Origin of the sequence: Halobellus litoreus (assembly GCF_024464595.1) — an archaeon.
GTDB lineage: Archaea > Halobacteriota > Halobacteria > Halobacteriales > Haloferacaceae > Haloquadratum > Haloquadratum litoreum.
Map to the genome: position 1 here is coordinate 270,294 of NZ_JANHAW010000002.1, position 14,209 is coordinate 284,502.

Sequence of the window (14,209 nt, forward strand, 5' to 3'; positions counted from 1 at the left end):
GGCACCGTCCGAGGAGAGCGCGACGCGCGACCGAAGCGACGTACTCCGCGTCCTTTATCTCGAAGCCGCGGTCACGGGACAGGTATGGCATCATCCGGTCCGGACCGGGCGACCCTTCGCGGGCTGCTCGAACTCACGCGTCTCGGGAACGCGGTCGCCGCGGGCGTGCTCACGTTCACCGGCGCGTTCGTCGCCGCCGGCCTCGATTCGGACCCGGTCGCCGTCGTCGCGGCCGTCGCCGCGACGCTCTTCGCGACGGCCGCGGGCAACGCGGTCAACGACTACTTCGACCGCGACATCGATCGCATCAACCGCCCCGACAGACCGATCCCGCGGGGGGCGGTCTCCGCCCGCGGCGCGCTCGCATTCAGCGTCGCGCTCTTTCTCGGAGCGGTGGTCTCCGCACTCGCCCTTCCGCTCGCGGCGATCGCGATCGCCGTGGTGAACCTCCTCGCGCTCGTCGCCTACACGGAGTTCTTCAAGGGACTGCCGGGCGTCGGGAACGCGGTCGTGTCGTATCTGACCGGATCGACGTTCCTCTTCGGTGCCGCGGCGGTCGGCCGACTCGCCGATCCCGCCGTGCTCGTGTTGTTCGCGCTCGCCGCGCTGGCGACGCTGACGCGCGAGATCGTCAAAGACGTCGAGGACCTCGCGGGCGACCGCGAGGAGGGCCTCAGGACGCTCCCGATCGTCGTCGGCGAGCGGACGGCGCTCCGGCTTGGTGCCGCCGTGATGGGTGTTGCCGTGATCGCGAGCGCTGTTCCGTTCCTGATGGGCACCTTCGGCGTCGTCTATCTGGCGCTCGTGCTCCCGGCCGACGCCGTGATGCTCGCCGCGGTTCGGCGGTCCTTTTCGACCCCGTCGGCCGCCCAGCGACGGCTGAAACACGGGATGTTCCTGGCCGCGGCCGCGTTCGTCGCCGGTCGAGCCGTCGGGACTATCGGCTTCCTGTGAGTATCGACGCTGAGTGCGCCACCAGACCGCGCATCGGATGCCCGTTCGGGGAAGAAACTGTCCAGCGGAAGCGGGGAGCCGGTGTCGGTTTTTCTCCGACTGGGACTCAACACAATCAAAAAGAATATTATGTGCACCCAGTATGGTATACTCGTCAAATGACTCCCGGCGAGTCGATCCATCGAACGACCATTGTCGTCCTTGCAGCCGGCCCGACGCCGAGGAGCCCGGATGTATGACCTCGGCCCGGACCTCGATAGAGAGGTCCCTCCGGGGACGAACATCCTGGTGAGCGGCCCGCCGCTGTCGGGAAAGCGATCCCTCTGTCTGGACATCCTGGCTTCGGGAACCGATCAAGGGGAGGGTGCGATCATCGTCACCACGAAGGATGGAGCCGACCGCGTGCTGAGCGACTTCGCGAAGCGGACCGCATACGAGGACCGCCCGGTGGCCGTCGTCGACTGCGTCACGCGCCAGCAGGGCGTCGGCGACACCCGGGACGACGACCGGATCAAGTACACCTCCTCGCCGGTGGATATGACCGGGATCGGAATCAAACTCTCGGAGTTCCTCCAGGCGTTCTACCAGGACCGCGGCATCGAGCGGAACCGCGTGATGGTGCACTCGCTGTCGACGCTGCTGATGTACGCCGACCTGCAGACGGTGTTCCGGTTCCTCCACGTGTTCACCGGGCGGATCCAGAGCGTCGACGGCCTCGGCGTGTTCGCCATCGACGCGAGCGCGCACGACGACCAGACGATGAACACGCTGAAACAGCTGTTCGACGGCATCGTGACGACCTACGAGGACGGCGAACCCACGGTGCGTCTGGCCGGCGACTGATACTGATTACTCTCACTTTTTACCGCCGAGCGCCGTCAGCGGGAGTGGCGTTCGGCGGTAAGAGACGAGAGTAATCAGTATGAGAGCGCCGCGGCACCACGGCACTGCGATAGCACCGCATCGGCACCGCAGTATTTTACCTCTGTCGCACGTCCGTTCGGGTATGGTCGTGACCGACGACGACGAACTTCGAGCGGTACTGGACGCCGAGACTGTCGCAGTGGTCGGCTGTTCGACCACGGCCGGGAAGGCCGCCCACGACATCCCCGCGTACCTCCAGCGCAACGGCTATCGAATCGTCCCCGTGAACCCCTTCGCCGACGAGATCCTCGGCGAAACCGCCTACGACTCGCTCGCCGACGTGCCGGACGACGTCGCGATCGACGTCGTCGACGTGTTCAGGCCGAGCGAGGAGGCCGGCGGCATCGTCGACGAGGCCATCGAACGGCACGAGTCGGTCGACGACGTCGAGTCGGTGTGGCTCCAACTCGGAATCACCGACGACGAGGCCGGCGAGCGGGCGGAGAACGCGGGGCTCGCATTCGTCCAGGACAAGTGTATGAAGGTCGAACACGCGCGTCTGTCCGGATAGTCACACGCGCGGTCCGGCAGAGAACCGGGTTTCCAGGGCGCACTCGCCGAGGATCCTCGGAATCGACTATTCGCTGGCGTCGGTCGTCGTCGAAGACGAGTCGGCCGCGGTTTCGTCCGCGGCCGTTCCCTCGTCGGCGGCGGATCCCTCGTCCGACGCCTCGGCCTCGAAGATGTGGGCGTCCGCGGAGACGCTCTCGACGTCGATGCCCTGCTCCTCCGCGAGCGCTTCGAGGAGCGCGCGCATCTCCGCGCTCTCGCGTTCGAGGCGGTCCACGCGCTCTTTTGTCTCCTGTGTCGTCTCACGCATCTCGATGACCTGATCGCGGAGGTCGTTGAGCCGCGTGTAGACGTCCTCGGCCATCTCCGTCACTTTCTGGAGCTTCTTCGCCGTTCCTCCGAGTCCCATACGCCCACATTCTGGACCGGCCTTTGTGTGCGTTCCGGCTTCGGTCCGGCGGGGCAGACGAACCGCCGTCTCCGAGGAGACTGACTGGCTGAACTGCCGACCGACCGACAGTCCGTTCACAGCGGGTCGACCGCTCACGTCAGGTCGTCGGCGTCGAGTCGGGACACGAGGCGACGGAGCCCGCCGTAGACGACGACCGACCCGACGACGACGGCGGCGACGGAGAGGTACTCGGCGAGACCGCCGCTGCCGATCGCCAGCCGCGCGGCGGCGTTGATCGGCCCGTTCGGGAGCAGCGCCGTGCCGCCGAAGACGAAGAGCACGCCGATCGAGTAGAGGAACTGCGCAGCGCGCCGCTCGGGCGTCAGGAGCGCGAGCGCGGCCCCGAGTCCGCAGATCAGGAGCGCGAGCGCCGCGACCAGCGCGAGGAGCGCGGGGACGTTCGCGACGCTCGTGCCGTTGAGTTCGAGCAAACCGATCCACAGGGCGGCCTGCACCGGCGCGAGTCCGGCCGCCGCGAGGAGTTTCCCGTCGACGACGTCGGTCAGCGAGGCGGGGGCGACCCGGAGCAGTTCGAGCGTGCCGCGGTCGATCTCCTCGGTCAGGGAGTCGACGGCGACCGAGCCCGAGATGAAGACGGGTAAGAAGAGCAACAGCGGGAGCAACACGGTGTACGTGAAGCCGAAGTACGGGCTCGACGAGGCCTCCGGCGGCAGTTCGAGCGGAAGCGAGTCCAGATACGCCGCTCTGTCGGCCCGTTCGGCCCGCTCGAACGAACGGATCACGTCGCGTAACTGGACGACGACGATGGTCGTCTGGACGTTCGAGTCGGGGGCGACCGCCCTGACGAATACCCGGTCGTCGCGCGTCTCCGCGATGAGCACCGCGTCGACGCCGGTCGCCCGGTACTCGTGGAACGCCCGCATCGCCGTCTCCTCGGAGCGGTAGAACTGCGCGTCGACGCCGCGGACCGCCCGCGAGGCGCGGATCAGGTCCTCGGAGGCGTCGCCGGTCACGGCGACGTCGACCTCGTAGCCCTCGACCTGCCCCGGGTCGTACAGCGAGACGAGGCCGACGACGAGGAACGAGGAGAACGCCGCGATGAACAGCTGTAGCGCAAGCGCCAGCAGGATCGTCTTCTCCTTCCGGAGGCTGCCGAACTCGCGGCCGGCGATCGTGAGGCGCGGATCCGTCCGCGTCCGTCCGCTCGCACCGGGCTGCGGAGCGGGTCGGTCGCTTTCGGGGCTCAACGCCTCTGTGCCGGAACCATCGCTTCCGTCCGTGCCCTCTCGGGCGTCGGATCCGTCACCCAAAGTAACTCACCACCGTGAGGTTGTAGGCGGTGTGAACGAGCACGCTACCGACGAACGCGACGGCGTACCACCGGACGTCGCGCATCGCCCCCAGGGCACTCAGTCCCGCCGTGACGACGTGGAGTGCGAGCGGTGCGAACAGCAGCCCGACCGCCGAGAACACGCCGATCCCCGAGGTTGCGAACGCGGCCTGCCCGAGCGCCAACTCGGGGAGCCCCACGACCTGGGAGACGGCGGTGAACTTCTCGCCGACGAAGAACCCGAGCCCCGAGAGCGCGCCGAGAACGAGCGCGACCCGTCCGACCCGCGGGAAGGTGCCGCTCTCGAAGGCGGCGTAGACGTGCAGGCTCTTCGCGACCTCCTCGACGAGCGCGACGACGAAGAGCAAAAGCGGCACGGTGAGCGAGACCGGCAACGCGAACAGCACGGCGACCGCGAGCAGTTCCGCGACGAAGACGAACGGGATCGACAGCCCCGAGAGGACCGCGACGTCCCGCGGCCGCGAGATCCGGGCGTCGAGCGCGTCGAGGAGCTTCAGCGGCACCGCCCGCTGGGTGAAGAGGTCCTCCTCGCGGTAGATGCCGATCCCGAGCAGGAACAGGACGCCCGCACAGAGGACGAACGGGGCGGTCGCGAAGGCGAACGCGCCGGGCGTCACCGACGCCAGCGGCTGGAGGTCCCGGACCACGAGCGTCAGCGGCGAGATGAGCGCGATCGGCGTGACGTTCGCGAAGATGGCCGGGACGAACGTGTAGGCCGTCAGGAAGACCGAGACCGTGACCGTGACGAACGTGAGTTCCTTGAACGACCGGGCGAACATCGCGCCGGCGAACGTCGCCGCGAGGAAGACCAGCGCGATCGGCAGCACGGCCGCGACGGCGACGACGCTCCCGCCGACGCCGAGCGCGATGAGGGCGGTGAGCGCGACCATCGCGGCCAGATACGGCAGCGTCTTGCCGGCCACGATGTCGCCCGGAGAGACCGGCGCGACGAGCAGCAGTTCGCCGCGGCGGTTGATGCGCTCGTTGAGCATCGTGCTGCCGTACGCCTGGACGACGAAGTTCATCGGAACGAGGAAGACGAACGCGAGCACGAGCGAGCCGAAGGGGAACGGCGGCTGGATCTCCGCCGGCGACCCGGAGCTTCCGCCGTTCAGCGGATTGATCCCGGAGAGCGCGGGCACGCCCAGGGGGCCGCCCCCGCCGGTCGTCGACGCGTCGCCGCCGTCGCCGGAGCCGTCGGCACCCCCGTCGCTGCCGCCGCCGGAGCCGTCGGAACCCCCGCTCTCGGCACCGACCACGCCGTCGGCGCCCCCGTCATCGCCGTCGGCGAGCGCCTCCGCCGGCAGCGTGTCGTCCCGGGAGACGTATTGGAGAACGGTCACGACGGGGAAGGCCGCCGAACCGTTCTCCGCTCCCCGCATCCGTTCGTAGTTGTACCGTCGCACCGACGAGCGGAGTTCCGAGAGCGCCGCACGGCCTTTTGGCGTGTCCACGGCGCGGAACGCTCCGTCGCGGACCAACACGTCGAGGTCGCCGTCGCGGAGCGCCTCGGGATCGGGTTCGCGGGCGTCGAGGGCGACGCTTCGCTCGACGGGTTCGTAGTACGGGCTCTCCCGATCGACGCCCACGCGGTAGACGTCTCGGTCGAGCGCGACGCCGCCCCCGAGCAGGCCGGCACCGAGGATCGATCCGGCCAGCAGGAGCGCCAGCACGCCGAGCGCGGCCGTCCGCCTGTCGACGACGCCCGCCGACCGCGACACCTCCCAGCGGGCGATTCGACGGATCGACGAGAGGTGGTCCCGAAGCGAGCGCTTCACCGCTCGCGTCCCCCGTCGGCGCGGCCCGCTTCCGACGCGTCAGTCGGCTGCCGTCCCCGCGCCGAACCCGTCTCCGGCGTCGCCCCGCTGGCGAGGTCGAGAAAGATGTCTTCGAGGCTCTGCTCTCGCGTGCGGATGTCGACCACCTCGCCGCCGTTCGCAGCGGCGCGCTCGCGGACGCGCTCGACGGCGTCCATATCGGGAACGACGCTCCGGTGGCGCTCGCTCCCGACGGCGTCGCTGTCGGTCGACCGCTCGGGGGCAGACCCCTCGACTGCGACGGTCGTGAACACGTGGTACGTCGTCTCGCCGTGTTCGGCGCGGATCTCCGGGACGGTTCCGCGGGCGATGATCTCGCCGCGGTTCATGATCACGATCCGGTCGCAGACGCTTTCGACGTGATAGAGGTTGTGCGCACTGAAGATGACGGTCTTGCCCCGGTCGGCGAGTTCGCGGGTGAACTCCAAGACGTAGTTCGTCGTCAGCGGGTCGAGCCCGGAGGCGGGCTCGTCGTAGATCAGGAGGTCGGGGTCGTTGACGAGCGAGCGGGCGATGGCGACCTTCCGCTTCATCCCCTTCGACATATCGCCGAGGCGTCGCTCCCTGTGTTCCAGTTCGAGGCGGTCCAGCGTGCGCTCGGTCCGCTCGCTCGCCTCCGACCGCGGCACGTCGTAGAGATCGGCGAAGAACCGAAGATATGACCGCGGCGTCATATCCTCGTAGAGGGGCGACTCTTCGGGAAGAAAACCCAGATTCCGGCGCATCTCCGGATCGCCGGCATCGCGACCGTCCACCTCGGCGACCCCGTCCGTGGGCTCGACGAGGCCCGAGAGCATCTTCAGCGTCGTCGTCTTGCCGGCGCCGTTCGGCCCGACGATGCCGAATATCTCCCCGCGATCGACGGCGAAGTCGCTGCCGACGACGGCGGGGAAATCGCCGTAGGTCTTGCGGAGGCCCTCGGCGCGTATCATCGTCATTGTCGAGCGCCAGGAATCCGGCGGAGATAAAACCTGACCACCGGGTATCGATTCTGATACGACCGCCTCTCCGGTGCCGCGGGAAACTGTGTTGCTTGTTGTCAAGACACAGTCGACAGTATCAAGTTCTCGACCGTGGAGATACAACCGAACGGAGGAAAGCGTGACCGAGGACGAGGGGGCCGACGAAGTGCCGAGGGCGGGCGAAAGCGACGCGACCGCGGACCGCCGCTCCGACTGGTCGGCCGTTCCTCAGGGGAGCGGGGGCGACGAACTCGACATCCCGCTCCCGTGGAACACCGTCTCCACGGCCGACCCCGACGCCGACGCGGCGGCGAGCGGCGAGGGAAGCGAGGAACCCCTCGACGACGCGGCATCGGACGGCGAGGCGGGGGCGACGGACGACAGTACCGCAGCGGACACTGCGTCTACGGGAGACGAGACACCCGCCCCCGACGGCTTCGAGGATCTGCGGTTCGTCGGGCCGAAGAGCGCGGCCGTCCTTCGCGACTCCGACGTGTCGCTGTCCGATCTCGTCGAGAAGCGGATCGGCTACCGCGACCTGACGGACGCGGGCGTCAACCCGGGTGTCGCCGCCAAGATCAGGCGCGAGCACTCGCTGTCGTGGTCGCTCGACGGCGGGGGATCGGACCTCGATCGCCGATCCACACAGGTCCGCGGGCTCGACGACGACGAGCGGGCGTGGATCGCGGCGTCGTCGGGGTGGTCCGAGGAGGAGACCGCTACCGAAACCGACGGCTCCGGAGAGGCGACGGACGCGGAGGCGGCCTGGCGAGCGCGGACCGGCGCGGACGCCCCCGCGACGACCGACGAAGAGAGTGTCGAAACGGACGGTGAGGCGGCGTGGCGGGAACAGGCCGGAGACCCCGCCGGGGCGGCTGCCACCGGCGGAGCGAATGCGTCTGAACGTGACGCGGAGACGGCCTGGCGCGAACAGAGCGTACCGACGCCGGTTACCGCGCTCGACGGGATCGACGACAGAGACGCCGCGGCGCTCCACCGGGCGGGAATCGGATCGATCCGACGACTCGCGACGGCCGACCCCGAGAGCGTCGCGGACGCGCTCGAACTCCGAGTCGGTCGCGTCGAAACGTGGTGCGAGCTCGCACGCGAACACGAATCCTGAGGGTCGCTGCTCGGGTATCCTGATTCGATCGCTCGACCAAAGAGAACTATTTACTCTTCGAGTAAATTTCCTGCCACTGAGAAAATGAGCTACTGAGCAGATAACTCACTGGTTTTCCGCGATCTGGTCGAACGCGTCGGATTTTACGTCAACAAAGATTTTATATAGATAGTCACCGCATACGAAACTATCGACGTTCCCCGTTACTGGCACGAGTACTCCGATGGCTACGAAAGAAAACTCCGCGCCGACCGACGCTGAATCGATCCAAAAGACCGTCAACGCCGTCCTCGACGCAGTCGCACGCACAGCCCCCGATGTCCGGAGCGGGCTTCCCGGCCGCCGCATCGCCGTCGAGGGCAAGAACCCCTCCGGCGAGGAGCAGAAGGCGGCGGACGTCTACGCCGACGAGCTCCTCTGTGAGCGCATCGGTTCGATCTCGAACGTCGGCGTCTACGCGAGCGAGGAGCGGGCCTCGGGCGTGGACGTCGGCACCGGACTCTCGGTCTGCGTCGACCCGCTCGACGGCTCGTCGAACCTCGAACCCAACGCCGCGATGGGGACTATCGTCGCCATCTACGACGACGACCTGCCGGCGTCGGGACGGGACATCGTCGCCGCCGCGTACGTCCTCTACGGCGCGACGACGACGATGATCGTCGCCCGGGCGAACAAGGAGACCGTCACCGAGTACGTCATCCACGACACCGGGGACTACCAGGTCGTCCGCGAGGAGTTGACGCTCCCCGAGGATCCCTCGGTGTACGGGTTCGGCGGGCGCGTCCCCCACTGGGTCGAGGAGTTCGAGGAATACGTCTCGGAGATCGAGTCGGACCCGTCGATGAAACTCCGGTACGGCGGCGCGATGATCGGCGACGTGAACCAGGTGCTCACCTACGGCGGCGTGTTCGGCTACCCGACGCTCACGAACGCCTCGGAGGGGAAACTCAGAGTCCAGTTCGAGGGCTACCCGGTCGGCTACATCCTCGAAAAAGCGGGGGGAGCCTCCTCCGACGGCCGGCAGTCGCTGCTCGACGTGGAGAAGGACGACCTCCACGCGCGGACGCCCGTCTACGTCGGCAACGAGGAACTGATCGACGACCTCGAAGCGGCGCTCGCGGACCGGTACTGACGCGCCCGGCACCCGCGTTCTGCACGGCTCTCTCAGACACCAATCCGACGCATACAACGAATATATAGTTTCTTCTCATTTTATATTAGGCTACAAAAAATACACACAGCGTCGTTTGGGGCCGACAGAATTGCACTCAGAAATTTTTGCACCTATATAGTTGTGTGATAAACAAACGGTTGTTTGGTCCCGGAACTACTCCAGCACGTGTGCCGTCTCGTAGTGCGTCCGGAACGCGAACCAGAGGCCGTGTCGGCCGGGGATCCGCTCCCGCGAGTCGCCGTCCGCAGAGCGCAGTTCGTTCCGGGACAGTTGCCACTCGAAGCCCTCGCCGTCGACGAGGGCGACGTCTCCCTCGTCGGTCTCGACGCGCTCGACGGGGCCCGGCGGCGCGTCGTAGACGGCGACGTCGTCCGTCGCGTCCAGCAGGGCGACGACGTCTCGATCTCCGATCTCGGCTTCGAGGACGCCGCTGTCGCTCTCGCGGAGGTCGTCGATGGAGACGACCCAGACCTCGTCGGGGTCGTCGGCGACGATGCCGTAGACCGAGGCCTTCTCCGGGAGCGGCCCCTCCTCGCGCCGGACTCCGGGCTGGACGATCTCCTCGCGGTTCCAGTAGTGCTCGAAGAAGTCGACGTTGCCGTCGTAGTAGGAGTAGTCGTACCCGTAGCCGGTGTCGGCGTCGAGCGCGAGGGTGTCCGGGTACTCGGCCTTCCAGTCGCCCCACTCGGTCTGGGTGACGGCGAACTGATCGAGGAACAGGTCGGGGTCCGATTCGAGCGTCTCCCCGCCGATCGGCGTCCCGGCGTGTTGGTCCCACAGCGTCTCGGTCTCCTCGTCGTACATCACCTTGTTGCCCGAGGCCAACAGCCCGGTGCTGCCGAACGTGCGGACGTCGACGTCGCCGCCGTCGGCTTCGTCCGCCCCCGACTCGTCGGCGTCTGCGTCCCCGCCGGTCGGGACCCGCCGATCGTAGAGGATCGGCGCGTTGCAGAGCGTGCAGTAGGTGAGACTCACGGGAACGCCGTCGAGTTCGGCGTTCAAAAGCTCGTGCGGGAACAGCACCCACCGCGGGACGGCGTAGGCCGTCCCGTCGATCTCGAAGCCGAAGACGACGTGGTCGTCTTCGAGGTAGGGCTCGGGCGTCTCGCCGTCGGATTCGCCGTCTCTTCGTGCCTCGGCATCCTCCGACGTCCCGCTCGCGTCGACGGCGTCGCCGGGCACGAACGTCGGCCCGTTCAGCGCGGCGAGGAACGAGCGGTCGCAGTTGCCCCACCGCATCCCCTGCATATCGAACTCCCGGGGCTCGCAGTCCAGCAGCCCGCCGACCGGCGGGAGGTAGGATCGGTACAACTGTAGCTTCCACTCCTCGAACCCGTCGAGCGGGTCGATCTCCTGCTGGGAGTACCACGTCTCCCACTCCACCCACGCGTGATCGGAGTCGAAGTCAGGATCCGCGAGGCTTGCCAGCGCGTCGCGGACGCCCGGCCAGCGGACCTCCGGAAGTTCCAGGTAGCGCGGGGGATCCCGGCTCCGCAGGACCGCCGGGAAGCCGAACTGCTCCCAGTCGTTCGCGATGCTGTCGATCACCAGCAGTTCGACGAGGTGCGGCACGACGCGCTCGTCGCCCTCCTCGGCCAGCGCCGCCACCGCCGTCGCGTGCACGTCGGCGTCGCGGACGAGCAGTTGGCTCGTCAACCACCGGAGCCGTTCCGCCTCGGTTTGGTCAGTCTGTGTCACGGTACCATATCTGACTGAAGCGATCGTGAAAACGGTTCCTCATCGTGGGCCCACCCACTCGCTCGGATGACCGACAACGGCGGCTATAAGTGATAGTCACACACAGTGGTATGCATATGCCTGACCGCGACAGCGATGCCGTTCCCGACGGCGGCGTAGCCCGCGCCGCACCGGCGAGAGACGCCCGGTCGGACTACCAGTACGTCTCCGAATCGGTCGAACGGCCGGACCTCGTGGACGCGCTCGAAACGCGCGTCGACGGCGAGGTCCGCTTCGACACCTACACCCGCCAGATGTACGCCACCGACGCCAGCGCCTACGAGGTGACCCCCATCGGCGTCGTCTTCCCGACGTCGACAGACGACGTCGCCGCGGTGGTCGCCTACTGCGCCGACGAGGAGATTCCGGTGCTGCCGCGCGGCGGCGGCACCAGCCTCGCCGGACAGACGGTCAACGAGGCGGTCGTCCTCGACTTCACGCGCCATATGGACGCGGTCCGCGACATCGACCCCGACGCCCGCGAGGCGCGGGTGCAGGCCGGGACGGTGCTCGCGACGCTCAACGACCGCGCCGCGGAGTACGGCCTGACGTTCGGCCCCGACCCGGCGGCCGGCAACCGCAGCGCCATCGGCGGGGCGATCGGCAACAACTCCACCGGCGCGCACTCGCTCGTCTACGAGAAGACCGACCACTACGTCGAGGAGGCGGAGGTCGTCCTCGCGGACGGCACCGTCACGACGTTCGGGGAAGTCGCCGTCGAAGACCTCCGCGAACGCGCCGACCCCGACGGCGACGCCGAGGCCCGAGTCGCCGCGGGCGTCGTCGCCGTCCTCGACGAGCACTCCGGGGAGGTCCACGAGCGCTACCCCGAGATGAAGCGGAACGTCTCGGGGTACAACCTCGATCGGCTCGTCGCCGAGGCCGAGGGCGAGTACGGCGAGGAGGGCGTCGTCAACCTCGCACGCCTGCTCGCGGGTTCGGAGGGCACGCTCGCGGTCGTCACGGCGGCGACCGTCTCGCTGGAGCCCGTTCCGGAGACGAAGTCGGTCGCGCTCCTGACGTACGACAGCGTCGTCGAGACCGTCAGCGACGTCGTCCACGTGCTGGAACACGACCCGGCGGCGGTCGAACTCATCGACGACGTCCTGATCGAGTTGGCCTCGAACACGAGCGAGTTCGAGGAGGTCGCCGGCAAACTCCCGGATCGCACCGAGGCGGCGCTGTTGGTCGAGTTCTACGCCGAGAGCGACGAAGCGGGGAGAGAGAAGGTGCGAGAACTCCTCGCGGATCGCGTCCCCGGCCGCGGCGAGGCGGACGCGGTCGGTGGCGACGAGCGCGACGGCGACGCGGATCGAGAGCACTACGCCTTCGACGCGCTGGAGGCCCACGACGACGAGGATCGAAAAGAACTCTGGAAGCTCCGGAAGTCCGGCCTCCCGATCCTCCTGAGCCGGACGAGCGACGCGAAGCACATCAGCTTCCTGGAAGACTGCGCCGTCCCGCCGGAACACCTCCCCCGGTTCGTCACGGAGTTCCAGTCCGTCCTCGAAGAGCACGACACTTTCGCCTCGTTCTACGCCCATGCCGGCCCGGGCGTCCTGCACGTCCGCCCGCTCGTGAACACGAAGTCCCAGACGGACCTCGACGCGATGGAGGCCATCGGCGAGGCCGTCACCGACCTCGTCGTCGAACTCGGGGGGTCGGTCTCGGGCGAACACGGCGACGGCCGCGCGCGGACCCAGTGGAACCGGAAGCTCTACGGCGACGACCTCTGGTTCGCGTTCCAGGACCTCAAGACCGCGTTCGACCCCGACTGGCTCCTGAACCCGGGGCAGGTCTGCGGCGACGTCTCGCTCACGGAGAACCTCCGCTTCGACCCCGAGTACGAGTTCGACGCCGGCTTCGACCCCGCCTTGGTGTGGGACAACGAGAACGGGATGCAGGGGATGGTCGAACTCTGTCACGGCTGCGGCGGCTGTCGGACACAGCAGTCGGAGGGCGGCGTGATGTGTCCGACCTACCGCGCGGCCGACGAGGAGATCCAGGCGACGCGCGGCCGGGCGAATATGCTCCGGCAGGCGATGAGCGGCGACCTCCCGGACGACCCGACCGACGACGAGTTCGTCACCGAGGTGATGGACCTCTGCATCGGCTGTAAGGGCTGTGCGAACGACTGCCCGAGTGAGGTCGATATGGCGAAGCTGAAGGCCGAGGTGACCCACGCCTATCACGAGGAACACGGCGGCTCGTTCCGCTCGAAGCTGTTCGCGAACGTCGACACGCTGGCGAAGGTCGGCAGCGCGTTCGCGCCGGTCTCGAACTGGGCCGCGAAGGTGCCGGGCGCGCGAACCGTGCTGGAGCGGACGATCGGCATCGCGAGCGATCGCACGCTCCCGACGTTCGAGCGCGAAACGCTGCAGGACTGGTTCGAGGCCCGCGGCGGCTCCCGCGTGACCGTCGGGGAGGCCGACCGCCACGCCCTCCTCCTCCCGGACACGTACACGAACTATAGCCACCCCGACGTGGGCAAGGCCGCGGTCGAAGTGCTCGAAGCCGCCGGGGTCCACGTCGACGTCGCGGACGTGACCGACAGCGGTCGACCGGCGTTCTCGAAGGGGTACCTCGACGTCGCACGCGAGACCGCCGCGGAAGCGGTCGACGCGCTCGCCCCCCGGGTCGAGGAGGGTTGGGACGTCGTCGTCGCCGAACCCTCCGACGCGGTGATGCTCCAGTCGGACTACGGCGATCTCCTCGCCGGCGACGACGTGGCGACCGTTCAGGCGAACAGTTACGGGGTCTGTGAGTACCTCGACACCTTCCGGCTCGACGAGGCGATCGACTTCGACGCGCCGGACCGCTCGATCGCCTACCACGGCCACTGCCACCAGAAGGCGACGAAGAAGGACCACCACGCCGTCGGCGTCCTCCGACGCGCGGGCTACCGCGTCGACCCGCTCGATTCGGGCTGCTGCGGGATGGCGGGCTCCTTCGGCTACGAGGCCGAACACCGCGCGATGAGCCAGGCCATCGGCGACACGCTCAAAGGCCAGGTCGACGACAGCGAGGCCGAGTCGGTCGTCGCCCCGGGCGCGTCCTGCCGGACGCAACTCAACGATCTCGGGGCGACCGTCGACCGCTCGCTGTTGCCCGACGGCGACATCGATAGAGAAGAGCCGCCGACGCCGATCGAGGCGCTGGCGGCGGGGCTGGCGGACGGACGGTAAGCGGGGCCGCGGCCGACGAACCGGCGCTCACTCTTTCTCGACTCCCGCGATTTGGATCCC

11 protein-coding genes are annotated in these 14,209 nt (G+C 68.2%); 6 read left to right on the plus strand and 5 right to left on the minus strand.

Going from position 1 to position 14,209, the window contains the following annotated elements; all coding sequences use genetic code 11:
* Positions 1–84: 84 nt before the first annotated feature.
* From NO360_RS08910 to NO360_RS08920, 3 genes are all read left to right on the plus strand, one after another.
* Positions 85–954: a geranylgeranylglycerol-phosphate geranylgeranyltransferase gene (locus NO360_RS08910; RefSeq protein WP_256307441.1), complete on the plus strand. Its 870-nt coding sequence runs from the start codon at positions 85–87 to the stop codon at positions 952–954.
* A gap of 231 nt (positions 955–1,185) precedes the next feature.
* Positions 1,186–1,797 (plus strand): RAD55 family ATPase, encoded by a 612-nt coding sequence (locus NO360_RS08915; protein WP_256307442.1) that lies wholly within the window; start codon positions 1,186–1,188, stop codon positions 1,795–1,797.
* A 163-nt stretch (positions 1,798–1,960) separates the two neighbouring features.
* Positions 1,961–2,389 carry a CoA-binding protein gene (locus NO360_RS08920; protein ID WP_256307443.1) on the plus strand — a complete coding sequence of 143 codons (429 nt, stop codon included), beginning with the start codon at positions 1,961–1,963 and terminating at the stop codon, positions 2,387–2,389.
* A gap of 66 nt (positions 2,390–2,455) precedes the next feature.
* Here the strand turns inward: NO360_RS08920 and NO360_RS08925 are convergent, their stop codons facing one another.
* From NO360_RS08925 to NO360_RS08940, 4 genes are all read right to left on the minus strand, one after another.
* Entirely contained in the window at positions 2,456–2,797 is a 342-nt protein-coding gene (locus NO360_RS08925) for a DUF5798 family protein (protein WP_256307445.1), read from the minus strand.
* A gap of 134 nt (positions 2,798–2,931) precedes the next feature.
* Positions 2,932–4,047 (minus strand): ABC transporter permease, encoded by a 1,116-nt coding sequence (locus tag NO360_RS08930; RefSeq protein ID WP_305149187.1) that lies wholly within the window; start codon positions 4,045–4,047, stop codon positions 2,932–2,934.
* Positions 4,048–4,102: 55 nt separating this feature from the next.
* Positions 4,103–5,929 (minus strand): ABC transporter permease family protein, encoded by a 1,827-nt coding sequence (locus NO360_RS08935; RefSeq protein WP_256307446.1) that lies wholly within the window; start codon positions 5,927–5,929, stop codon positions 4,103–4,105.
* Positions 5,926–6,900, minus strand: coding sequence for an ABC transporter ATP-binding protein (locus NO360_RS08940; RefSeq protein WP_256308512.1), 975 nt, complete (start codon positions 6,898–6,900; stop codon positions 5,926–5,928). The genes NO360_RS08935 and NO360_RS08940 overlap by 4 nt, the downstream gene beginning before the upstream one ends.
* 169 nt (positions 6,901–7,069) lie before the next feature.
* Here NO360_RS08940 and NO360_RS08945 point away from each other — a divergent pair, with 169 nt between their 5' ends.
* Both NO360_RS08945 and NO360_RS08950 read left to right on the plus strand, forming a co-directional pair.
* Positions 7,070–8,053: a DUF7409 domain-containing protein gene (locus NO360_RS08945; protein WP_256307447.1), complete on the plus strand. Its 984-nt coding sequence runs from the start codon at positions 7,070–7,072 to the stop codon at positions 8,051–8,053.
* A gap of 223 nt (positions 8,054–8,276) precedes the next feature.
* Positions 8,277–9,185 (plus strand): class 1 fructose-bisphosphatase, encoded by a 909-nt coding sequence (locus NO360_RS08950; protein ID WP_256307448.1) that lies wholly within the window; start codon positions 8,277–8,279, stop codon positions 9,183–9,185.
* Between the two features lie 195 nt (positions 9,186–9,380).
* On the opposite strand, the gene NO360_RS08955 is transcribed toward NO360_RS08950, so the two are convergent.
* Entirely contained in the window at positions 9,381–10,925 is a 1,545-nt protein-coding gene (locus NO360_RS08955; RefSeq protein WP_256307449.1) for a DUF3179 domain-containing (seleno)protein, read from the minus strand.
* Positions 10,926–11,041: 116 nt separating this feature from the next.
* On the opposite strand from NO360_RS08955, the gene NO360_RS08960 reads away from it, so the two are divergent.
* Positions 11,042–14,149, plus strand: coding sequence for an FAD-binding and (Fe-S)-binding domain-containing protein (locus tag NO360_RS08960; RefSeq protein WP_256307450.1), 3,108 nt, complete (start codon positions 11,042–11,044; stop codon positions 14,147–14,149).
* Positions 14,150–14,209: the final 60 nt, after the last annotated feature.

Excerpts from the sequence above, each read along its gene's own strand:
- NO360_RS08915 (WP_256307442.1), top strand. The coding sequence starts at position 1,186 with ATGTATGACCTCGGCCCGGACCTCGATAGAGAGGTCCCTCCGGGGACG.
- NO360_RS08950 (WP_256307448.1), top strand. The coding sequence starts at position 8,277 with ATGGCTACGAAAGAAAACTCCGCGCCGACCGACGCTGAATCGATCCAA.
- NO360_RS08920 (WP_256307443.1), top strand. The coding sequence starts at position 1,961 with ATGGTCGTGACCGACGACGACGAACTTCGAGCGGTACTGGACGCCGAG.
- NO360_RS08925 (WP_256307445.1), bottom strand. The coding sequence starts at position 2,797 with ATGGGACTCGGAGGAACGGCGAAGAAGCTCCAGAAAGTGACGGAGATG.
- NO360_RS08940 (WP_256308512.1), bottom strand. The coding sequence starts at position 6,900 with ATGATACGCGCCGAGGGCCTCCGCAAGACCTACGGCGATTTCCCCGCC.
- NO360_RS08910 (WP_256307441.1), top strand. The coding sequence starts at position 85 with ATGGCATCATCCGGTCCGGACCGGGCGACCCTTCGCGGGCTGCTCGAA.
- NO360_RS08960 (WP_256307450.1), top strand. The coding sequence starts at position 11,042 with ATGCCTGACCGCGACAGCGATGCCGTTCCCGACGGCGGCGTAGCCCGC.